Source organism: Pseudomonas sp. IT-232MI5 (assembly GCF_949767845.1).
GTDB lineage: Bacteria > Pseudomonadota > Gammaproteobacteria > Pseudomonadales > Pseudomonadaceae > Aquipseudomonas.
This window is the reverse complement of sequence record NZ_CATKQE010000055.1, coordinates 345,759-366,449: the sequence shown is the minus strand read 5'-3', so window position 1 is coordinate 366,449 and position 20,691 is coordinate 345,759. Positions and strand designations below refer to the sequence as shown.

General features: G+C 59.6%; 19 protein-coding genes and 1 pseudogene. 11 read left to right on the top strand and 9 right to left on the bottom strand.

The window, feature by feature from the left end; genetic code table 11:
- Positions 1-123: 123 nt before the first annotated feature.
- Together ACM6JQ_RS22580 and ACM6JQ_RS22575 are read right to left on the bottom strand one after the other, a co-directional pair.
- Complete coding sequence (locus tag ACM6JQ_RS22580) at positions 124-1,056, bottom strand: DUF4880 domain-containing protein (RefSeq protein ID WP_007914175.1); 933 nt, start codon at positions 1,054-1,056, stop codon at positions 124-126.
- On the bottom strand, positions 1,053-1,541 hold the full coding sequence (locus ACM6JQ_RS22575) for a sigma-70 family RNA polymerase sigma factor (protein WP_007914173.1): 489 nt from the start codon (positions 1,539-1,541) through the stop codon (positions 1,053-1,055). The genes ACM6JQ_RS22580 and ACM6JQ_RS22575 overlap by 4 nt, the downstream gene beginning before the upstream one ends.
- A gap of 190 nt (positions 1,542-1,731) precedes the next feature.
- On the opposite strand from ACM6JQ_RS22575, the gene ACM6JQ_RS22570 reads away from it, so the two are divergent.
- From ACM6JQ_RS22570 to ACM6JQ_RS22545, 6 genes are all read left to right on the top strand, one after another.
- The gene (locus ACM6JQ_RS22570; protein ID WP_095112645.1) at positions 1,732-2,037 is read left to right on the top strand and encodes a DUF3649 domain-containing protein; all 306 of its coding nucleotides are present in this window, start codon (positions 1,732-1,734) and stop codon (positions 2,035-2,037) included.
- Positions 2,034-3,620, top strand: coding sequence for a PepSY-associated TM helix domain-containing protein (locus ACM6JQ_RS22565; RefSeq protein WP_414894702.1), 1,587 nt, complete (start codon positions 2,034-2,036; stop codon positions 3,618-3,620). The genes ACM6JQ_RS22570 and ACM6JQ_RS22565 overlap by 4 nt, the downstream gene beginning before the upstream one ends.
- Positions 3,620-3,946, top strand: a complete 327-nt coding sequence (locus ACM6JQ_RS22560; RefSeq protein WP_007914161.1) for a DUF3325 domain-containing protein — start codon at positions 3,620-3,622, stop codon at positions 3,944-3,946. The genes ACM6JQ_RS22565 and ACM6JQ_RS22560 overlap by 1 nt, the downstream gene beginning before the upstream one ends.
- Position 3,947: 1 nt before the next feature.
- Positions 3,948-4,514, top strand: a complete 567-nt coding sequence (locus ACM6JQ_RS22555; RefSeq protein ID WP_095112643.1) for an RNA polymerase sigma factor — start codon at positions 3,948-3,950, stop codon at positions 4,512-4,514.
- Complete coding sequence (locus ACM6JQ_RS22550; RefSeq protein WP_414894701.1) at positions 4,511-5,500, top strand: FecR family protein; 990 nt, start codon at positions 4,511-4,513, stop codon at positions 5,498-5,500. The genes ACM6JQ_RS22555 and ACM6JQ_RS22550 overlap by 4 nt, the downstream gene beginning before the upstream one ends.
- A 198-nt stretch (positions 5,501-5,698) precedes the next feature.
- On the top strand, positions 5,699-8,128 hold the full coding sequence (locus ACM6JQ_RS22545; protein ID WP_414894700.1) for a TonB-dependent siderophore receptor: 2,430 nt from the start codon (positions 5,699-5,701) through the stop codon (positions 8,126-8,128).
- A gap of 332 nt (positions 8,129-8,460) precedes the next feature.
- Here ACM6JQ_RS22545 and ACM6JQ_RS22540 read toward each other — a convergent pair whose 3' ends face one another.
- The gene (locus tag ACM6JQ_RS22540) at positions 8,461-9,336 is read right to left on the bottom strand and encodes an AraC family transcriptional regulator (protein ID WP_095112640.1); all 876 of its coding nucleotides are present in this window, start codon (positions 9,334-9,336) and stop codon (positions 8,461-8,463) included.
- Positions 9,337-9,474: 138 nt separating this feature from the next.
- Here ACM6JQ_RS22540 and ACM6JQ_RS22535 point away from each other — a divergent pair, with 138 nt between their 5' ends.
- Positions 9,475-10,377 carry a DMT family transporter gene (locus ACM6JQ_RS22535; RefSeq protein ID WP_007914130.1) on the top strand — a complete coding sequence of 301 codons (903 nt, stop codon included), beginning with the start codon at positions 9,475-9,477 and terminating at the stop codon, positions 10,375-10,377.
- Positions 10,378-10,396: 19 nt separating this feature from the next.
- Here ACM6JQ_RS22535 and ACM6JQ_RS22530 read toward each other — a convergent pair whose 3' ends face one another.
- The 6 genes and pseudogenes from ACM6JQ_RS22530 to ACM6JQ_RS22505 form a co-directional block, all read right to left on the bottom strand.
- Positions 10,397-10,906 (bottom strand): DUF2165 family protein, encoded by a 510-nt coding sequence (locus ACM6JQ_RS22530; RefSeq protein ID WP_122598000.1) that lies wholly within the window; start codon positions 10,904-10,906, stop codon positions 10,397-10,399.
- A 147-nt stretch (positions 10,907-11,053) separates the two neighbouring features.
- Positions 11,054-12,028: a 2-hydroxyacid dehydrogenase gene (locus tag ACM6JQ_RS22525; protein ID WP_414894699.1), complete on the bottom strand. Its 975-nt coding sequence runs from the start codon at positions 12,026-12,028 to the stop codon at positions 11,054-11,056.
- A 568-nt stretch (positions 12,029-12,596) separates the two neighbouring features.
- Positions 12,597-12,836, bottom strand: a pseudogene (locus ACM6JQ_RS22520) (DUF6124 family protein); the annotation flags it as partial.
- A gap of 61 nt (positions 12,837-12,897) precedes the next feature.
- Positions 12,898-13,362, bottom strand: a complete 465-nt coding sequence (locus tag ACM6JQ_RS22515; RefSeq protein WP_414894698.1) for a hypothetical protein — start codon at positions 13,360-13,362, stop codon at positions 12,898-12,900.
- 339 nt (positions 13,363-13,701) lie between these two features.
- Positions 13,702-14,076 carry a DUF6124 family protein gene (locus ACM6JQ_RS22510; RefSeq protein ID WP_095112637.1) on the bottom strand — a complete coding sequence of 125 codons (375 nt, stop codon included), beginning with the start codon at positions 14,074-14,076 and terminating at the stop codon, positions 13,702-13,704.
- A gap of 405 nt (positions 14,077-14,481) precedes the next feature.
- A complete protein-coding gene (locus ACM6JQ_RS22505) occupies positions 14,482-15,450 on the bottom strand; it encodes a LysR family transcriptional regulator (RefSeq protein WP_007914118.1) in 969 nt (322 codons plus the stop codon).
- Between the two features lie 276 nt (positions 15,451-15,726).
- Here ACM6JQ_RS22505 and ACM6JQ_RS22500 point away from each other — a divergent pair, with 276 nt between their 5' ends.
- The 4 genes from ACM6JQ_RS22500 to ACM6JQ_RS22485 all read left to right on the top strand — a co-directional run bounded on the left by ACM6JQ_RS22500 (position 15,727) and on the right by ACM6JQ_RS22485 (position 20,626).
- Positions 15,727-17,226: an efflux transporter outer membrane subunit gene (locus ACM6JQ_RS22500; protein WP_414894697.1), complete on the top strand. Its 1,500-nt coding sequence runs from the start codon at positions 15,727-15,729 to the stop codon at positions 17,224-17,226.
- A 140-nt stretch (positions 17,227-17,366) separates the two neighbouring features.
- Positions 17,367-19,559, top strand: coding sequence for an FUSC family protein (locus ACM6JQ_RS22495; RefSeq protein ID WP_414894696.1), 2,193 nt, complete (start codon positions 17,367-17,369; stop codon positions 19,557-19,559).
- Positions 19,549-19,749 carry a DUF1656 domain-containing protein gene (locus ACM6JQ_RS22490; protein ID WP_007914106.1) on the top strand — a complete coding sequence of 67 codons (201 nt, stop codon included), beginning with the start codon at positions 19,549-19,551 and terminating at the stop codon, positions 19,747-19,749. The genes ACM6JQ_RS22495 and ACM6JQ_RS22490 overlap by 11 nt, the downstream gene beginning before the upstream one ends.
- A 10-nt stretch (positions 19,750-19,759) precedes the next feature.
- Positions 19,760-20,626 (top strand): efflux RND transporter periplasmic adaptor subunit, encoded by an 867-nt coding sequence (locus ACM6JQ_RS22485; protein ID WP_414894695.1) that lies wholly within the window; start codon positions 19,760-19,762, stop codon positions 20,624-20,626.
- Positions 20,627-20,691: the final 65 nt, after the last annotated feature.

The window sequence follows — 20,691 nt, the reverse complement described above, 5'->3', positions numbered from 1 at the left end:
TGAATCAAGGGGGCTTTCCTTCTCTGTCACGCCAGATCTGAAAAACGGCTCATTTATTTTTCAAGATCAAAGGATCGTCCGATCGCGGCCCGAGCCTTCGGACGATCTTTTGATTCTGCTGCTTTAAACCCGCGCTTCGACGCTCACCCAGTAACGGGTAAAGCGCTTCACCTTTACCGGCAAACTGATTTCCAGCAGATCGAGAATCCGCTCGCTGTCGTCCAGTGGATACGTCCCGGAGATCAACAGATCGGCGACGTTCTTGGCGCAATTGAGTTGGCCGCGACGGTAACGGCCAAGCTCATCGAGGAAGTCGCCCAATCGCATATGCGCGGCCACCAGCATGCCGTCGGCCCAAGCGCCGCTGTTGGCATCCAACGGTTTGGCTGCGCTGACGGAGGTCGAGGTGAAACTCAGTTGCCGTGCAAGCGGCAACAGCATCGGCGCGCGTCCATTGCTGCTCAGTTCGACGCGACCTTCGAACAAGGCAACCTGCGTGCGATCGGCAAACTGACGCACATTGAGACGTGCGCCGTGAGTTTCAAGAATGCCCTGAGCGGTGCGCACTTCGAACGATTGTTTGGCCGTCAGGAGGATTTCGCCTTCGAGCAAGCGTATCAGTCGCGCCGAGGCATCGACATCGGCGGCACTGGCGGTATTGAGTTGCAACTGATCGCCGGCACCCAGCGCCACCTTGCGCCGTTGCCCGATCGGGCTGCGGTAGTCGGCGAGGAACGACGGCAGTGGATTGTGCTCGCGCATGCCCCACGTGACGGCTGAGCCCGCGCCAAGAATCAGCAACAGTTTCAGTGCCTGACGACGACTGCCGGACTTCGCCCCGTTCAATGCCGCATGCGCCAGTGGTGAAGACACGCCGCGCAGACGCTGATTGACTCGTTGAATATGCTCCCACGCCCGCCGGTGTTCGCTGTGCGCCTCCAGCCATTGTTGCCAGGCGTGTTGCTGGCGCGGGGAGAGCGCGCCTTGCTGCATTTCCATCAACCAGTGCACGGCCTGTTCCGCCACCTGAGAGGAGAAATCCGGTGTGCGGTTCATAGCGCGAAGTAGCAGCGCATTGCCGCTTTGTTCAGATGACGTTTGACCGTGGCCACGGAAATGCCGAGTTCGGCGGCAATCTGTGGATAAGTCAGGCCATCCACCTGCGCCAGTAGAAATGCGCGTTTGACCTGACGCGGCAAACCGTCGAGCAACTCATCCAGCTCCATCAGGGTTTGCAGGATGATCGCCTTGTCTTCTTCCGACGGCGCGACCATGTCCGGCATCTGCGCCAGGGTGTCGAGGTAAGCGCGTTCGACATCCTGACGGCGGTAATGATTGAACAGGACGCGCTTGGCCAACGTTGTGAGAAAGGCGCGCGGTTCGATGATCACCGGCGGCTCGCGGGCGGTCAGCACCTTGATGAACGTGTCCTGCGCCAGGTCTGCCGCGCTGTCCGGGCAACCGAGTTTGCGCCGCAACCAGCCTGTGAGCCAGCCGTGATGGGCCTGATAGAGCGATTCGACGGGATGGGCGGACGACAACGGTGAACTCCGGGCGCTTTCTTGACGCGGTAGAGAGTGTGCGTTAGAGAACAAGAACTGTTCGCATTGTAGGGGGTGAAGCGCTCAACCGGCAATCAGATGCTTTTGCGTATGAGAATATTTATCATTAATATTGCTCGCCTATAGGTTCGGCTGATCGGCCGGACGTTTTTCGTTTCAGGGTCGAAACATGAAAGGCAAACTCGCCACACTTCCCATGTCCTATCGTCTGGCCGTCACCTCACGGGTGTTGGCCGCAGTGTTTGGCGGTTATCTCGTTGCGGCGCTGGCCAGTGTCACCCTGACACTGTGGCTGCCGCTGAGCCGTGCCGAAGCGGTGGTGACCGGCATGACCATTTCCTTTCTGGTCTACCTGGTGGCGGTGCTCTGGTGTTTTGCCTGTCGTACGGCATGGTCGGCCTGGGTCGGTTTGCTGGTACCGAGTGTGATTCTGGCAACTGTCTCTGGCGCGGCACGCGGATTGGGCCTGGCATGAAAGAGGGCTTTCGTCAGGCGATGGCCTGGCTGCACACCTGGGCCGGGCTGCTGTTCGGCTGGTTGCTGTTCGCGATTTTCCTGACCGGGACGCTGGCGTATTTCAAAGATGAAATCAGCCACTGGATGCAGCCGGAAATCCCTGCGCGATCGGTGAGTGCCGAGACCAGCCTGGCGCTGGCCCAGGATTATCTGCAGCAACACGCGGCTGGCGCCTCACGTTGGCTGATCGATCTGCCAGATGCCCGTGATCCCGGTCTTACCGTGCGCTGGCAGGCCGCGCCGGCGAAGCCCGGCGAGCGCGGGCGCTTCGAATCGAAAACCCTTGATGCGCAAACCGGCGCAGAAGTGCAGGGCCGCGACAGCATGGGCGGCGAGTTCTTCTACCGTTTCCACTTCCAGTTGCAAATGCCTTATCCGTGGGGCCGTTGGCTGGCGACCATTGCCGCGATGGTGATGTTCGTTGCGCTGATCACCGGGATCATCACCCACAAGAAAATCTTCAAGGACTTCTTCACCTTCCGCCCGCGCAAGGGCCAGCGCTCCTGGCTCGACGGGCATAACGCGGTGGGTGTGCTGGTGTTGCCGTTTCACCTGATGATCACCTACAGCAGCCTGGTGATTTTCATGTCGATGGTCATGCCGGCGAGCATCGTTGCGTCTTACGGCAGTGACGTGCGCACGTTTTATGACGAGGTTTTCCCGGCCTCGAAAACACCCGAGCGCGCCGCTATCGCTGCGCCGTTGGCGGCCATGGCGCCGCTGTTGAGCAAGGCCCGCGAGCAATGGTCGGGCGGCCACACGGCGCGCCTTTCCGTGAGCAATCCGGGCGATGCCAATGCGACGGTGGTGCTGTCCCGTGCCGGCGACCGTGTGGTGCATGATTTCGGCCGCGCCGTGACCTTCAACGGTGTGACCGGGCAGATGCTCGGCAGCACACCGGACCAGCCGCTGGCGATGGCGGTGGGTGGCGCGTTCTATGGTTTGCACATGGGCCACTTCGCCGGGCCGGTCTTGCGCTGGCTGTACTTCATCTGCGGGCTGGCCGGCACGGCAATGATTGGCACCGGGCTAGTGATCTGGCTGGGCAAGCGTCAACTCAAACACGCCAAGAGCGGTGTGATGCCGTTCGAGTTGCGGCTGGTGGAAGTGCTGAATATCGCCAGCATGGCCGGGCTGGTGTCTGCGGTGGCGGTGTTTTTCCTGGCCAATCGTCTGTTGCCGGTGAGCCTTGCCGAACGTGCAGATTGGGAGGTGAACGCGTTCTTCATGGCCTGGGGCTTGAGCGTGCTGCACGCGATGTTGCGACCGGGGCGCAAAGCCTGGGTTGAGCAGCTTGTTTTCGGTGCTGCGCTGTTTGTTGCGGTGCCGCTGATCAATGCGCTGACCACCCCTTGGAACCTCGGCGTGGCTTTGATGCAGAGCGATTGGGCGTTGGCCGGTTTTGATCTGACCTGCCTCGCCACAGGTCTGTTTCTGGCGTGGGCCGCGTGGAAAATGCAGCGTGCTGGCAACACCGTCAGTATTAAAAAGCCCCGCCGCGAACAGGCCCGGCCGATCACCCTTGAACAAGGGGCGAACTGATGCTCTTGCCCTTGTTGCTCACCTACACCGGATTCACCGCGTTGTGCCTGTCGATGCCTCGTCACCACGATGAATTGCTCGGTCACAAACCGTCCACGCGTCGCCGCCAGGGCCTGAAAGTCGGCGGATGGTTATTGCTGTGTTTGTCGCTTTGGGCGGCGGTGAAGGCCAATGGCTGGAGCTTCGGTCTGGTCGACTGGTTCGCCGTGCTGATGCTCAGTGCCCTGGCGTTGGTATTGTTGCTGCCGTATCGCCCGCGTTTCGCATTGGCGCTGGCCGGGTTCAGTCTGCTGGCCAGCCCGGTCGCCGCATGGGCGCAGTGCTGAAGTGCTGATCGATCTGCCACCGGAATCCCGCGACGACGAGCCGCGTGGGGCGCGTGCGCATTTTCTTCAGGTGTTCCTGTCCCAGCGTTCGCAAATGGAAGCGCTGGTGAACCGGCGCGTCGGTTGCCGGGCGACGGCGGCGGATCTGGTCCAAGATCTGTTTCTGCGTTTCTGGCGGCGACCGCTGGTGCAGGTCGAAGAACTCAGCACCTATCTGCTGCGCTGCGCCGGCAACATCGCCATCGATCATCTGCGCAGCGAAGGCACACGCACGCGCGTCAACGAAGGCTGGCAACCGGAGGCGCCGGACAGCCACGGCAGCGAACCGCAAGCGGCGCTGGAAGCGGGCAATGATCTGAAGCATGTCGAAGCGGCGTTGCGCGCCTTGCCCGAGCGCACCCGGCAAATCTTTTTGCTCAATCGCATCCACGGTCGCAAATACGCGGACATCGCCAAAGCCATGGGCCTGTCCCAAAGTGCCGTGGAAAAACATATGATGCGCGCCCTCGAGGCCTGCAAGGCCAGCCTGCGCGAACCCGCGCCACGCCTGCCAGGGAAAGCACCGTGAAGCCATCCGACTCCGTCATCCCCACGCCCGCGCAAGAGCAGGCCGCGTTTGCCTGGCTGAGCCTGTTGCATGATCGGCCGAGTGCCGGCGATCAACTGACCTTCAGCCAATGGCTGCGCGCTGATCCGGCGCATGCCGAAGCGTATGCGCAGGCGCAAGTGCTCTGGGAATTGAGCGAAGGCCCGGCGCGAACGCTGGCCGATGAAGAAGCCTCGGCGTTGCAGGGCTACCTCGATGCGATGGATCGCCCACGTCGTCCAGCGCCGTTGCGGTGGTCGGGCGCGCTGGCGATGGCGGCATGCCTGTTGCTGATGGTCAGCCTCGGTACAGGCTGGCAGCCGCAGCGCTGGATCGATGATCTGGGCGCCGATTACGTTTCGGCGCCGGGTGAAATTCGCACCGTGACACTGGCCGATCAATCGCAAGTAACGCTGGATGGCGACAGTGCGATTGCTGTGGATTTCAGCCGTGGCGAGCGGCATGTCCAGCTACGCCGTGGTGCCGGTTTTTTCACGGTTACGCACACCGGCGAGCCGTTTGTGGTCGAGGCCGAGAAAGGTCAGGCGCGGGTGCTCGGCACGCAATTCGAAGTGCGACTGCAACCGCATGGCGCGCAGGTCACGGTGTTGTCCGGGCGCGTTGGTGTGACGGCGGATCGTGATGGCGAACAACAGATTCTCACCGCCGGCCAGCAAGTTGCTTACGCTGAAGGCACGGCAGAAAAACTTCATGCGGTGGACAGTGAGGCGCAGTTGGCATGGCGTCAGGGCTGGCTGACGTATTACAAGTCGACGCTGGCCGATGTGGTCGAGGATCTGCGCCGTTATTACCCCGGGCGAATAGTGTTGCTCAACGATGAGCTGGCGGCGCGCAAGGTCAGTGGCAGTTTTCCGAGCAAGGATCCACAAGCGGTGTTGAGTTCTCTGCAAGGAGTGATGGGGTTTGAGCAGCATCAGGTGTTGGGGCATCTGATTATTTTGCGTTGAGGCAAAGTCAAAAGATCGCAGCCTTCGGCAGCTCCTACAGGGATCGCATTCCAATTTAGGAGCTGCCGAAGGCTGCGATCTTTTGATCTGCAAAAATATTTTCGGATTTGTGGTGAGGTAAACCCGAGCCCCATCCGTGTAGTGACTGAAACTGCGATTCATTCGCATCCGTTGCGGTTCTACACAGGTCATTGAGTCATGAAGTCCAGGGCAAAATCGGGTTCGGTCAAACAGTGGTTGGGCGTGTCGGCATTGAGTTTTTCGGCATTGGCATTGCTGCCGATAAGCGTGTCTCTGGCCGCTGAAACTACCAGCAGCCAGGCGCAAAAGCAGTTCAGTTTTTCCCTGGCCGCCAAGCCGCTGCCGCAAGCCTTGAGCGACTTCAGCCGCGTCACCGGGCAAAGTGTGGTCTACACCGACGAAGCGCCGTACGGCCTCACGGCGCCAGCAGTCAATGGCCAGATGAGTGCCGAGCAAGCGCTGCAACGACTGCTGAGTGGCTCTGGCCTGAACTTCCGCCGCACCGATAGCCACACGCTGGCGCTGGAGCCAAAACCGACCGAAGGTGCGCTGAACCTCGGCGCCACGACCATCACTTCGATGCGCGACGAGTCGATGAGCTACCAGCCGCCGGAAACCAGTTCGGTGATGCGCTCTTCGGCCTCGCTTCAGGAAACCCCACAGACCGTCAACGTCATCCCGGCGCAAGTCATCCGCGATCAGGCGCCGCGCAATCTGGATGACGCGCTGGCCAATGTCAGCGGCATCACCCAGGGCAACACCTTGGGCAGCACTCAGGATTCGGTGATGACCCGCGGTTTCGGTGACAACCGTAACGGCTCGATCATGCGCGACGGCATGCCGATCGTGCAGGGGCGTGGCATGAACGCCACGGTGGATCGCGTCGAAGTGCTCAAAGGCCCGGCCTCGTTGCTCTACGGGATTCAAGACCCGGGTGGCGTGGTCAACCTGGTCAGCAAGAAACCTGAACTGACTCAATACAATGCCCTGACCTTGCGCGGTTCGACCTACGGCGACGGCAAGAATGGCAGCGGCGGCACGCTCGACAGTACCGGCCCGTTGGGCGATTCCGGGCTGGCCTATCGCATGGTGCTCGACCACGAAGATGAAGATTACTGGCGCAACTTCGGTACCCACCGTGAAACCCTGATCGCGCCGTCGCTGGCCTGGTTTGGCGAGAGCACCAAGCTGTTGTTCGCCTACGAGCACCGCGAATTTCTCACGCCGTTCGACCGTGGCACGCTGATCGATCCACGCACCAATCACCCGCTGGATATCTCGCGCAAGGAGCGTCTGGACGAGCCGTTCAACAACATGGAAGGCCGCTCGGACCTGTATCACTTTGAAGCTGATCACGAGCTCAACGACGACTGGAAAGCGCACTTCGGTTACAGCTGGAACCGCGAAACCTACGACGCCAGCCAAGTCCGCGTGACGGCCATCGACACCAACAAGGGCACGCTGACCCGCAGCATGGACGGCACACAGAACGCGATCAGCACTGACCGTTTCACCACCGCCAGTCTTGAAGGCAAGGTCAAAGTGCTGGGCATGCAGCATGATCTGGTGTTCGGCGTTGATGACGAGTACCGCAAGATCTACCGCGAGGACTTGATCCGGCAGAAAAGCCTGACCACGTTCAGCTACCTCAATCCGGTGTACGGCCGCGAAGTCGCCGGCACCACCGTCAGCGCCCCCGACAGCGCGCAGACCGATGAACTGCGCAGTGATTCGGTGTTCATGCAGGACTCGATTCACCTCAACGACCAGTGGATTCTGGTCGCCGGCGGGCGTTTCCAGGAATACGACCAGTACGCCGGCAAAGGCGTGCCGTTCAAGGCCAACACCGACAGCAACGGCCAGAAGTTCGTCCCGCGCGCAGGTCTGGTGTATCGCTACACCGACGCCTTGTCGTTCTACGGCAGCTACACCGAATCGTTCAAGCCCAACTCAACCATCGCCCCGCTGAGCGGCAGCAGCACCGTGCTCGACGGCAGCATCGCGCCGGAAGAAGCCAAGTCGTGGGAGCTGGGCGCGCGCCTGGACATGCCGGGGCGTGTGACCGGTAACATCGCGTTGTTCGACATCAAGAAGCGCAACGTGCTGGTGGCCAATTCCGAAGGCCCGACGACGATTTACAGCGCCGCCGGCGAGGTTCGTTCGCGCGGTCTGGAAATGGACCTGACCGGTCAGCTAAGTGACCATTGGAGCATGATCGGCAGCTACGCCTACACCGATGCCGAAGTGACCGAAGACCCGGATTACAAAGGCAAGCGCCTGCAAAACGTGGCGAAGAACTCCGGTTCGTTGTCGGCGGTGTATGACTTCGGCAGCGTGATCGGCGGCGACCAGTTGCGCGTCGGTGCCGGGGCGCGTTATGTCGGGGAACGTGCGGGTAACGCGGTGAATGATTTTGATCTGCCGAGTTATACCGTGGCCGATGCGTTTGCCACGTACGACACCAGGGTTGAGGGGCAGAAGGTCAAGTTTCAGCTGAATGTGAAGAACCTGTTTGATCGCACGTATTACACCTCGGCGGCGAGCCGGTTCTTTGTGTCGATGGGGGATGCGCGGCAGGTTTCGCTGTCTAGCACTTTGGAGTTTTAGGGCAAGATCAAAAGCCCCTCACCCTAACCCTCTCCCCGAGGGAGAGGGGACTGACCGTGGGATATTCGAGAGATACACCGACCTGAAAGTAATGCTTGGAATCCATAATCGACTCGATCATTCAGGTCGATGTACAACGCCAGACACCGCGGTCGGCTCCCTCTCTTTGGGGGAGAGGGGACTGACCGGGGGATATTCCTGAGGTACACCGACTTGAACGTGATGCTTTGAATCCATAATCGATTCGGTGTTTCAGGTCGATGTACAACGCCAGACACCTCGGCCGGCCCCCTCTCCCTCCGGGAGAGGGCTGGGGTGAGGGGGAGAGGGGCTCAACGCAAAAACGCCTGCCGATACTCCCCCGGCGTCCCGCCCAAAACCTGCTTGAACCGATTAGTGAAATGACTGGCACTGGCAAACCCGCACGCCAGTGCAATCTCACCCAACGGCAACGCCGTCCCGCGCAACAACTCCCGCGCCCGGCTCAAGCGTCGCGCCAGCACGTATTGGTGCGGCGGCAGGCCGAAACTCGTGCGAAACATCCGCGCAAAGTGGTATTCCGACAGGGCACACAACCCGGCCAATTGTCCGAGGCTGATCGGCTCGGCCAACTGAGTGTCGATAAGATCCACCAGTTGCCGACGCTGGTGCGGCGCCAATCCGCCCTTCAAACGCAGACCCTGACGCGCGCCAACCTGACTGAGCAAGGTATGGGTGATCAATTCATGGGCGAGGCTGCTGGTCAGCAAGCGTTCGGCAGGTTCGTCCCAATTCAGCGTCAGCAACTGCCGGAAGCGCTGCGCCTGTTGTGGATCTTCGAGAAACGTCTGCTCGCGCAACTGCATCTCACGCGGTTCGCGATCGAGCAACGTGACGCAACCGAGGGCAAATTGTTCGGCGCTGAAATACAGATGCGCCAAGCGGATATCACCGTTGATCACCCAGCCTGACTCGTGATCGGCCGGGAGGATGCACAGCTTGTCCGGCCCGCCTTTCTGCCCGGGTTGATCGCGACGGAAGGTGCCGGTGCCACCGGCGATGTAGCAGGACAGGGTGTGATGGCTCGGCGCTTCATAATCCTGCGCATCGTGGTGGTTGGTCCACAAAGCGGCAGACAAGCCGTCGCCGAGCTCGGCGCTGTGCACAAGACGTGCGTTCGGCGAGCTGTTTAGCGCTTGAAAGACTTGCAGGGTATCGATGGCGGCCATGATCGGTTCTCTTCAACGCCTTGCATCCTACTCCGTAGGCGCCGCGCTGCCAGCCTGCCGCCAGACAAAAGCGCAAGATTCTGCAAGCGCGCAAACCGGGCTCGGGCAGACACTCAAGGCCTATCGAGGAGTGTCGCCATGAACCTGTCGTTGTATTTGTTGACCGTGCTGATCTGGGGCACCACCTGGATTGCCCTGAAATGGCAACTGGGCGTGGTGGCGATTCCCGTATCGATCGTTTATCGCTTCGGCCTCGCCGCGCTGGTGCTGTTTGCGCTGTTGCTGCTCAGCCGTCGTCTGCAACCGATGAACCGTCGCGGGCATCTGATCTGCGTGGCTCAGGGCTTGTGTCTGTTCTGCGTCAACTTCATGTGCTTCCTGACCGCCAGTCAGTGGATTCCCAGTGGTCTGGTCGCGGTAGTGTTTTCGACCGCAACGTTGTGGAACGCGCTGAATGCGCGGGTGTTCTTCGGCCAGCGCATTGCGCGCAATGTGCTGATGGGCGGTGCGTTGGGCCTGTTTGGCCTGGGCATGCTGTTCTGGCCGGAACTGGCGGGGCATCAGGCTAGTCCGCAAACCTTGCTCGGTCTCGGCCTGGCGTTGTGCGGCACGTTGTGTTTTTCGGCTGGCAACATGCTCTCGAGCCTGCAGCAGAAGGCCGGCCTCAAACCGCTGACCACCAATGCCTGGGGTATGGCCTACGGCGCGGCGATGCTGTCGGTGTGGTGTCTGGTCAAAGGTATTCCGTTCGATATGGATTGGAGTCCGCGTTACGTCGGTGCGCTGCTCTATCTGGTGATTCCCGGTTCGGTCATCGGCTTCACCGCGTATCTCACGCTGGTCGGGCGCATGGGTCCGGAGCGTGCGGCTTACTGCACCGTGCTGTTTCCGGTCGTGGCGCTGAACGTCTCGGCTTTTGCTGAAGGTTATCAGTGGACAGCGCCGGCGCTGGTCGGTCTGGTGTTAGTGATGCTGGGCAATGTGTTGGTGTTCCGCAAACCCAAGGTGGTCGTGGCGCCAGTACAGGGAAAGTTGGCTTGAAATAAACGAGCGCTGAACTTCAGCGCTCGACTTTCAAGGTGATGTAAATCATTACCGGGAAGATGAAATCAACGATATGTCGCGCCCAGTCCTTGGCATTCCATGATTGCGAAGTGTCCATGTCGAACCATTCCACACCCACGGTTTGCAAACAGACGTAATAAATGAAGATCGCCGCCAGTATGCCCATGATCGAGAACTTTTTTGCCTCGTGGAATACTTCTGCGGACGCATTTATGTGGCGATATAGCTGATACGTGCCTATCAGGCACAGCACGGTATACGTGACTTCCAGCGTGATGATGAACCAGTAGATCCGGTGATGGATCATCGGTGATTCAATGGCTCGGTACTTGATGGTTTCACTGGCCGTGGTGGTGTCCATACTCAGGATATGCGCCACGTAGGTGTAGTTTGAATTGTAGTCGGTAAAGTTGTGGATCATCACCAGCACGCCAAAGAAGCTGATGTAAGCCATTAATATGACTTTGCTGTAACGAATGAGTTTGTCGGTTGTCAGGGTGTTCAAGGTATTGGCTCTCCATAGCGTTTGTCGATTATTCGACAGGCAGGCAGAGCTTATAATGCTGTTGTTTGATTGGCTTTTTTGTTCAATTTCAAGTTGTGTAAAGCATAACTAACGGGCAAGTGCGATAACGCACTTGCCCGTGTTTTTTTATCCGCGCCAGACTTGCGGGTTGACCAGATCCTGCGGGCGTTCGCCGAGCAGGGCACTACGCAGATTGGCCAGCGCACGATTGGCCATGGCTTCGCGGGTTTCATTCGTCGCCGAGCCGATGTGCGGCAATGTCACGGCGTTTTTCAGCTGGAACAGAGGCGATTCGGCTAGCGGTTCTTTTTCGTAGACATCCAGGCCAGCGCCACGAATGCGCTTGTTTTGCAGGGCTTCGATCAACGCCGGTTCATCGACGACCGGGCCACGTGAGATGTTCACCAGGATGGCGTCGGGTTTCATCAGCGCCAGTTCGCGATGGCTGATCAGGTGGCGGGTCTTGTCGCTGAGCGGCACCACCAGGCAGACGAAATCGGCTTCGGCGAGCAGTTGATCGAGGCTGCGAAATTGCGCGCCGAGTTCCTGTTCCAGTTCGGTCTTGCGGCTGTTGCCGCTGTAGATAATCGGCATGTTGAAACCGAAGCGGCCACGGCGGGCGACGGCGGCGCCGATGTTGCCCATGCCGACAATGCCGAGGGTTTTACCGTGGACGTCACAGCCGAACAGTGGGGCGCCGACGCTGGCTTGCCACTGGCCGGCCTTGGTCCAGGCGTCGAGTTCGGCGACGCGGCGGGCGCTGCTCATGATCAGGGCGAAGGCGAGGTCGGCGGTGCTTTCGGTGAGCACGTCGGGGGTGTTGGTGAGCATGATCCCGCGTTGGTTGAAGTAGTCGAGGTCGTAGTTGTCGTAGCCGACGGAGACGCTGGAGACCACTTCGAGTTTTGCGGCGTTTTCCAGTTGTGCCCGGCCGAGTTTGCGGCCGACGCCGATGAGGCCGTGGGCGTGGGGCAGGGCTTCGTTGAATTGGGCGTTGATGTCGCCGGCTTTTGGGTTGGGGACGATGACGTCGAACTCTTGCTGCAGGTGTTCGATCATGGGTGGGGTGATGCGGCTGAAGGCCAGGACAGTCTTTTTCATCGTTGTTGGCTCTTGTTCGGGCTTGATACCAAGCACGCTAACATTTCTGGCTCGGGGTTGTCTTGGCGGCCTCTGGGCCGACCATGTTGTGGGTGTGCTTGGTGAATATCCGTTGCTGCGGTAACGGCGGCTTAGGGTTCCGCCCTGACGGCGGGTCACCTTTTCCAAACGCCGAAAAGGTAACCGAAAAGGCTTGCTCCTACGTGCGGCCCGCTCGCTGGGGCTCGGGATTCCTTCGCTGCGGGATCGATCCGGGCGCAGCGCCTACGGTTTGCTTCGCTGCACCTCCTCTCGCTGTGTTTGGCTTCGCCAAACGGTCGCTGCGCTCCCACGCCCGGATCAATCCCTCCACTCAGCCTTCCGACGTCGCCCGTGGATCAAGAGCAAGATCAAGAGCAGGCGAGCTGACACTCGGCCTATTGAGTGGTGAAGAGCGGGGCGTGGTCGGCTTTGGATTTGTGGGCATTTCAAAATTTGAGTTCGACTCGGTATTTCACGTCGGTGTAACTCGCCCAAACACCTCGGTCAGTCCCCTCTCCCTTTGGGAGAGGGTTAGGGTGAGGGGCTCTTAGTTGTGTGCCGGGGATTTCGGGATTTCGTGGTTATCCAGCACGCGATTCACCGCCAGTTCGGCGAGCATGATGATCTGCTGAATCGCCAGGATCGTCCGTCGTTGCGGCAGGTCGATGTAGGCGGCGATGTCGCTGGTCATCAGGCTGGCTTGTGCCAGTGATTCGCAGGCGTGGACCAGCAGGCTTTCGCTGTACTGTTCGGGGGAGATCTGAAACACGGTGGCTTTGGGGAAGCGGTATCAACATTGGCTGATACCTGCTTGTGTCCGCACTTGGGTCAGACTTTGCGATCTACCTTTACACCTCGATAGTTTCAAGGCCTTTGACATCAATCTGACCATCATGAACTTGATGCAGCTCATTTGTGTCGAAATCTACAAAACTGAAGTTGAAGGCTGCCTTGAAAATGCCTTTGGCAATGTTGAACTCTTCTACAACAATGAACCCTGCATTTTTAGCGCTTGTATAGCCTTTTGTATGTGAGCCTGACGTATATGAAAATCTGAACGGAGAGGGAAAGTGCTCCGTGCTGAATTCATTCCTCCCAAGCTTAATATTTGCGTCAAAAGTGAGGTTGATAGTGAATGAGGTGGTAGAGGATTTTTGGTAAGTTGCTTTTAGCGCGACTATCTTGTTATCGGTAATAAAATGGTCGGGTTTTCCTTCGAACTTGTCGGTGATATAGTCTTTGTTTAGTTTGGCAATTACAGTGCCTTCACCTGATTTCTTAAGTTTGTCGAGTTCCAGATCTTTAATGGACATGTCTTGCTCCTTCAAGGTTAGGTTGGTGTGACGACATCCATTGTTCGGCTAAAGCGATAAAATGGGCACTGTCAGATCTGACAGGTCTAATATATCGATTGGCTATTAAAAATTAATCGGAAGATGATTTTTGGAACTTGATTGCCCACTTCATGTTTGCGGCCATTGGACAATGCTTAATTGCGTCAGGCCGTCATCCGGCATCATTCAAGGGAGAGGGAGCCGATTTCTGAGCCTTTCAGAGTTTGAATTCGACTCGGTATTTCACGTCGGTGTAACTCGCCCAAACACCTCGGTCAGTGCCCTCTCCCTCCGGGAGAGGGTTAGGGTGAGGGGCTTTTAGCTGTGTGCCGGGGATTGCGGGATTTCGTGGTTATCCAGCACTCGATTCACCGCCAGTTCGGCGAGCATGATGATCTGCTGAATCGCCAGAATCGTGCGCCGTTGCGGCAGGTCGATGTAGGCGGCGATGTCGCTGGTCATCAGGCTGGCCTGGGCCAGGGATTCGCAGGCGTGAACCAGCAGGCTTTCGCTGTCCTGCTCGGGGGCGACCTGGAACATGGTGCTGGGTTTGTGGAAGCGCAGGGTTAACGCGTTGGGTTTTAGGTAGTGGTCGAGGGCGCGCTCGGCGGCTTCGTGGAATTTCTTCGAGCCGGGGAATTCGTAGGGGGTGGTGTCTTCCGCTACAGGCGGATTGGGACTGTGTTTGATCATGGCAATATCCTTTTAAAGAGATGGAGCTGCCATGTTTCGTTTTCCAGGCGAAAGGGGTGGCAGCTGTACGCGGACTGGAAAAAACCGGCAAAGGATCAAACCCGGCAGACCCGAAGGTCTCCCACGTACAGCCGCCATAACAAAACTTCGGCGCCGAAAAAACGCGGCATTATGTCATGTGCTGTGATCCTGCGGGTTTTCCAGACCCGGTCGCTGATGCGTCAGCGACACCCAAATCCTAGCCAGCGCACTTCCGACGGACAACCGTCAAAACCTGTCGGAAAGATCCGTGAAATCCCCGTTCTGTAGGAGCTGCCGTAGGCTGCGATCTTTTGATTTTTAAACAGCAAGATCAAAAGATCGCAGCCTGCGGCAGCTCCTACACGTTTCGTGGTGTGTTGAAAATCAGTTGGCGACGCGCGCGCCGGCGAGGCTGCCGCTTAATTCGTAAGCGGCCAATTCGGCCTGGTGGGCGGCGAGAATCTCTGGCAACGACCCACGCAAATACTCAACCCACGTCTTGATCTTCGCATCCAGATATTGCCGCGAAGGGTAGATCGCATACAGGTTCAGTTCTTGCGAGCGATAGTTCGGCATGACCCGCACCAGCGTGCCGTTGCGCAAACCTTCGATCGCCGCATACACCGGCAGCACGCCCACCCCCATGCCGCTGGTGATCGCGGTTTTCATCGCGTCGGCGGAGTTCACCAGAAACGGCGAGCTGTTGATGGTGACCATTTCCTGGCCTTCCGGGCCGTCGAAGGCCCACTTCTCCAACGGAATCACCGGGCTGACCAGGCGCAGGCAGGCGTGGTTGAGCAGGTCGCTGGGTTTTTGCGCGGCGCCGTTGGCTTTCACGTAGGCCGGTGAGGCGCAGACGATGCTGTAGGTGATGCCCAGCCGTTGCGAAACAAAACCCGAATCCGGCAATTCGCTGGCGAGCACGATGGACACGTCGTAGCCCTCGTCGAGCAGGTCCGGCACGCGGTTGGCCAGGGTCAGGTCGAAGGTGACGTCCGGGTGGGTTTTGCGGTAGCGGGCGATGGCGTCGATGACGAAGTGCTGGCCGATGCCGGTCATGGTGTGCACTTTCAATTGCCCGGCCGGGCGCGCGTGGGCGTCGCTGGCCTCGGCTTCGGCTTCTTCGACGTAGGCCAGAATCTGCTCGCAGCGCAGCAGGTAGCGTTTGCCCGCTTCGGTCAGGGCGATGCGCCGCGTGGTGCGGTTGAGCAAGCGGGTTTGCAGGTGGGCTTCCAGGTTGGAGACCGCGCGCGAGACGTTGGCGGTGGTGGTGTCGAGTTGCACGGCGGCGGCAGTGAAGCTGCCGGCTTCGGCGACACAACTGAAGGCGCGCATGTTTTGCAAAGTGTCCATGGGGTGCTCTCAAGGGAGATGGCAAATTGTGACACGAAGTTTCGGGGGCTGAGACCCCAGACTTAAGGATTATCTCGTTAACCGTAACAAAGATTCACAGAAATCCCAGCTTATCGCCGTACAGGGCGTTCCATAGAATTGCGCCGATCCCTGTAGGAGCTGCCGCAGGCTGCGATCTTTTGGTTTTGTTTTAAGGGAATCAAGATCAAAAGATCGCAGCCTGCGGCAGCTCCTACATGGGTCCTCGATCTACCCCCTTCTCAGGAATTCGCAGCTGTGCCGCGTCGCATCAACAGAGCGCTTTTGCCGCTCAGTGTTCTGGCTTTTACCCTGGTTCTTGGCGGCTGCATCTCAACGGACGGAATTGCTCCACAAGGCATGGCAATGGAGGCCAACTCGCTGGCCACCGACGATGCCATTGCTCACGCCGCCCGTGACGCCAACTGGCCCACCGCGCAATGGTGGCAAGCCTACGGCGACCCGCAACTCAATCGCTGGATCGACCTCGCCGTGCAGGGCAGCCCGAGCATGGCCATGGCCGCTGCGCGGGTGCGTCAGGCCAAAGCCTTGGCCGGTGTCGCCGAATCCGCCGAGTCATTGCAAATCAATGGCGAGTCGACCCTCAAACGCCACAACTGGCCGACCGATCAGTTCTACGGCCCCGGCGAGTTGGCCAACACCACCACCTGGGACAACAACGCCGCATTGGGTTTCAGCTACGCCCTCGACCTTTGGGGCCGTGAAAGCAACGCCAGCGAACGTGCGGTGGATCTGGCGCATATGAGCGCGGCCGAGGCGCGGTTGGCGCAGCTTGAATTGCAGAACAACATCGTCCGCGCCTACATCGAACTGTCGCTGCATTACGCCCAACGCGACATCGTTGCGGCGACGCTTAAGCAGCAACAGCAGATTCTCGATCTGGCGCAAAAACGTCTGAATGGTGGGATCGGCACACATTTCGAAGTCAGCCAGGCTGAAACGCCGTTGCCGGAAACCCATCGGCAAATCGATGCGCTAGATGAGGAGATTGCCCTCAGTCGCAATCAGCTTGCCGCTCTGGCGGGTAAAGGGCCAGGCGAGGGCGCGCAGTTGCAGCGTCCGACGCTGTCGCTCGCTGCTGCGTTGAAACTACCGTCGGCTCTGCCCGCCGAATTGCTCGGTCAGCGGCCGGACGTGGTCGCCAGTCGCTGGCAAGTCGCGGCGCAGGCGCGCGGTATCGACGTCGCTCACGCCGGGTTTTACCCCAACGTCGATCTGGTCGGCAGCCTCGGCTACATGGCGACCGGCGGTGGCGCGCTGGAGTTTTTGACCGGCAAGAAACTCAACTACAACGTCGGCCCGGCGATCTCTTTGCCGATCTTCGACGGTGGCCGACTGCGTGCCGAACTCGGTGAAGCCTCCGCTGGTTACGACATCGCCGTGGCGCACTACAACCAGACGCTGGTGAATGCGCTGAAGAATATTTCCGATCAGTTGATCCGCCGCGAGTCGATGGACAAGCAGCAAGGCTTCGCCGCCGAATCGGTTGCCACGGCGCAGAAGACTTACGACATCGCGATGATCGCTTATCAGCGCGGCCTCACCGATTACCTCAACGTGCTCAATGCGCAGACGTTGCTGTTCAAACAGCAGCAGGTGCAGCAGCAGGTGCAGGCGGCGCGGTTGACTGCGCATGCCGAGTTGGTGACTGCGCTGGGTGGTGGCCTCGGGGCTGGCAACGACGTGCCGACTGCTGAGAAAACCCTAGCGCCGAAAACCCCGGTTCTCCTGCATTGAACACACATCAAATTGTAGGAGTGAGCCTGCTCGCGATAGCGGTGTATCAGTCAACAGAAATGTTGGATGTAAAATCGCCATCGCGAGCAGGCTCACTCCTACAGGGATCGCGTCTTGCCTGAATTCTTGAGCACAATTAAATGACCCCCTTGCCCGCACCACTGCGCTGGCTCTACTCCCTGGAATGGCGCCGTGGTTTTTTCGACTGGGCGCGCAGCGATGGCGTGACCTGGGTCTACATCTTCAAGGTGTTGATCGCCGCATTCCTCACGCTGTGGCTGGCCATGCGTCTGGAATTGCCGCAACCGCGCACGGCGATGATCACTGTGTTTATCGTCATGCAACCGCAGAGCGGCCAGGTGTTTGCCAAGAGTTTCTATCGCTTCCTCGGCACCCTCGCGGGGTCGGCGATGATGGTCACGCTGATCGCATTATTTGCGCAGAACACCGAGCTGTTTCTTGGCTCGCTGGCGATCTGGGTTGGCATCTGCTCGGCCGGTGCTGCGCGCTGCCGTAACTTTCGCGCTTACGGTTTTGTCCTTGCTGGCTATACAGCCGCGATGGTCGGGCTGCCGGCGCTGGCGCACCCGGACGGAGCGTTCATGGCGGCGGTCTGGCGGGTGCTGGAGATCTCGTTGGGGATTCTCTGCTCGACCCTGATCAGCGCCGCGATCCTGCCGCAAACCGCCAGCGCGGCGATGCGCAACGCCTTGTATCAGCGTTTCGGTGTGTTCGCGTTGTTCGTCACCGATGGCTTGCGCGGGCGCAGCAAGGCCGAGTCTTTCGAGGCGAGCAATGTGCGCTTCATTGCTGAAGCCGTGGGGCTGGAAGGGCTGCGCAGCGTGACCGTGTTCGAAGACCCGCACATGCGTCGGCGTAACGGTCGACTAAGTCGGTTGAACAGCGAATTCATGGGCATCACTACGCGCTTCAACGCCCTGCATCAATTGCTCGAGCGCTTGCGCGGCAATGGCGAAGAACACGTTGTCGCCGCGATCAAACCGGGCCTGCAGGATCTCGCCGAAGTGCTCGACGGCTTCAGTGGCCGCGCTCTGACCAGCCCCGATGCCGGCCGTTTGGCGACCGCACTGGCGAGCTACAAGGAAGGCCTGCCGGCCCGCGTGCGCAGCCTGCGCGCGATCTTTCAGGACACCGAGCCGAGCGAAGCCGAACAACTGGATTTCCACACCGCTTACGAACTGCTTTATCGCTTCGTCGACGACTTGCACAGTTATGCACAGACCCACGCGTCATTGGCCGATCACCGCCACGAACGCGAGCGTTGGGACGAACCATTTACCCCGCAAACCAATTGGTGGGCCGCCGCTGCGTCGGGCATTCGCGCCTCGTTCATTCTCATCGTGCTGGGCAGTTACTGGGTCGCCACCGCCTGGCCAAGCGGCGCGACGATGACGCTGATCGCTGCCGCCACCGTGGGCCTCTCGGCTGCTACGCCGAACCCGAAACGCATGGCGTTCCAGATGGCGTGCGGAACCTTCCTCGGTGCCCTGATCGGCTTCGTCGAGATGTTTTTCATCTTCCCGTGGATCGATGGTTTCCCGCTGCTGTGCGTGATGCTCGCGCCGGTGATCGTGCTCGGCTCGTTCCTCACCTCGCGGCCGCAATACGCCGGGGTCGGCCTCGGTTTGCTGATCTTCTTCAGCACCGGTTCGGTGCCGGACAACCTGACCATCTACAACCCTTACACCTTTATCAACGACTACATCGCCATGGTCATGGGCATGCTGGTCTGTGCCGCTGCCGGTGCAATTATTCTGCCGCCGAACAGCCGCTGGTTGTGGAAGCGTCTGGAGCAGGATCTGCGCGGGCAAGTGGTCTACGCGATCAGCGGCAAACTGAAAGGTCTGGCCTCGAGTTTCGAGAGCCGCACACGTGATCTGTTGCATCAGGCTTACGGCCTCGCGGCCGGTCAGCCGAAAGTGCAGAAGAACCTGCTGCGCTGGATGTTCGTGGTACTGGAAGTCGGCCACGCGATCATCGAGTTGCGCAAGGAACAGGCGATCCTGCCGGTGCACCCGGCCTATGCCGAGTCGCAGCCGTGGCGCCAGGCGATCCGCGTGATGGGCCGCGCGCTGGTGCGACTGTTTCTGCAACCAAACTCCAGCAATCTTGAGCGCGCATTGGTCGCGGTTGACCACGCAATCAGCCGCGTCGCAGCCACCGATGAGCCGTTCGCCCCACACTTCGATACCTCGGCATTGCGGCGGGTGAAGAGCTATCTGCACTTCATCCGTACCTCGCTGCTCGACCCGCAATCACCGCTCGCTGCCTACGCCATCGCCAAGCCCGAAGGACTTGCCCATGCCTCGTGAAATCGCCTTCCACGGCGTGTACATGCCGACCATGACCTTGATGTTTTTTATCGCTGCGGCACTGGCCTGGGCGGTGGACCGGTTCCTGTCCGGGTTCGATCTGTACCGTTTTTTCTGGCACCCGGCGCTGCTGCGTCTGAGTCTGTTTACCTGTCTGTTCGGCGCCATGGCGCTGACTGTCTACCGTTGAGAACGTTCTGATGAAAAAGTTTTTCAGCCTGCTCGCGACCCTGCTGGTGCTGGCCCTGGCGTTGTGGATCGGCCGCACGTTGTGGGAGCACTACATGAACACGCCGTGGACCCGCGATGGCCGGGTTCGCGCCGACATCATCAACGTCGCCGCCGACGTTACCGGTGAAGTGATCGACGTGCCGGTGCGCGACAACCAACTGGTGAAGAAGGGTGATCTGTTGATGCAGATCGACCCCGAGCATTACCGCATCGCGGTGAAACAGGCGCAGTCGCTGGTCGCCTCGCGCAAGTCGACGTGGGAGATGCGCAAGGTCAACGCCCATCGCCGCGCCGATCTGGACAACCTGGTGATCTCCAAGGAAAACCGTGACGACGCCAGCAACATCGCCGATGCCGCGCTCGCCGATTACCAACACGCGCAGGCGCAACTGGAAGCTGCCGAACTCAACCTCAAACGCACCGAAGTGCGCGCGGCGGTCGACGGTTACGTGACCAACCTCAACGTGCATCGCGGTGACTACGCGCGCATCGGCGAGGCGAAAATGGCCGTGGTCGACATGAACTCGTTCTGGGTTTACGGCTTCTTCGAAGAGACCAAACTGCCCCACGTGAAAGTCGGTGACAAGGCCGACATGCAGTTGATGAGCGGCGAAGTCTTGAAGGGCCACGTAGAAAGCATTTCCCGCGGCATCTATGACCGCGACAACCCGGAAAGCCGCGAACTGATCGCCGATGTGAACCCGACGTTCAACTGGGTGCGGTTGGCGCAGCGGGTGCCGGTGCGGATTCACATTGATGAAGTACCGGAGGGTGTTCTGTTGGCGGCGGGGATTACGTGCACGGTGGTGGTGCGGCAGGATGCTATGGATAACTGACCGACCGCGTTGACTGAATCGCGAGCAGGCTCACTCCTACACTGGATCTGTGTCACACCGAAGAT

What these genes read in the sequence shown, in the direction of transcription:
- ACM6JQ_RS22580 (WP_007914175.1), bottom strand. Translation starts at nt 1,056, where the DNA reads ATGAACCGCACACCGGATTTCTCCTCTCAGGTGGCGGAACAGGCCGTG.
- ACM6JQ_RS22570 (WP_095112645.1), top strand. Translation starts at nt 1,732, where the DNA reads ATGAAAGGCAAACTCGCCACACTTCCCATGTCCTATCGTCTGGCCGTC.
- ACM6JQ_RS22565 (WP_414894702.1), top strand. Translation starts at nt 2,034, where the DNA reads ATGAAAGAGGGCTTTCGTCAGGCGATGGCCTGGCTGCACACCTGGGCC.
- ACM6JQ_RS22560 (WP_007914161.1), top strand. Translation starts at nt 3,620, where the DNA reads ATGCTCTTGCCCTTGTTGCTCACCTACACCGGATTCACCGCGTTGTGC.
- ACM6JQ_RS22545 (WP_414894700.1), top strand. Translation starts at nt 5,699, where the DNA reads ATGAAGTCCAGGGCAAAATCGGGTTCGGTCAAACAGTGGTTGGGCGTG.
- ACM6JQ_RS22540 (WP_095112640.1), bottom strand. Translation starts at nt 9,336, where the DNA reads ATGGCCGCCATCGATACCCTGCAAGTCTTTCAAGCGCTAAACAGCTCG.
- ACM6JQ_RS22535 (WP_007914130.1), top strand. Translation starts at nt 9,475, where the DNA reads ATGAACCTGTCGTTGTATTTGTTGACCGTGCTGATCTGGGGCACCACC.
- ACM6JQ_RS22525 (WP_414894699.1), bottom strand. Translation starts at nt 12,028, where the DNA reads ATGAAAAAGACTGTCCTGGCCTTCAGCCGCATCACCCCACCCATGATC.
- ACM6JQ_RS22515 (WP_414894698.1), bottom strand. Translation starts at nt 13,362, where the DNA reads ATGTCCATTAAAGATCTGGAACTCGACAAACTTAAGAAATCAGGTGAA.
- ACM6JQ_RS22510 (WP_095112637.1), bottom strand. Translation starts at nt 14,076, where the DNA reads ATGATCAAACACAGTCCCAATCCGCCTGTAGCGGAAGACACCACCCCC.
- ACM6JQ_RS22505 (WP_007914118.1), bottom strand. Translation starts at nt 15,450, where the DNA reads ATGGACACTTTGCAAAACATGCGCGCCTTCAGTTGTGTCGCCGAAGCC.
- ACM6JQ_RS22495 (WP_414894696.1), top strand. Translation starts at nt 17,367, where the DNA reads ATGACCCCCTTGCCCGCACCACTGCGCTGGCTCTACTCCCTGGAATGG.
- ACM6JQ_RS22490 (WP_007914106.1), top strand. Translation starts at nt 19,549, where the DNA reads ATGCCTCGTGAAATCGCCTTCCACGGCGTGTACATGCCGACCATGACC.
- ACM6JQ_RS22485 (WP_414894695.1), top strand. Translation starts at nt 19,760, where the DNA reads ATGAAAAAGTTTTTCAGCCTGCTCGCGACCCTGCTGGTGCTGGCCCTG.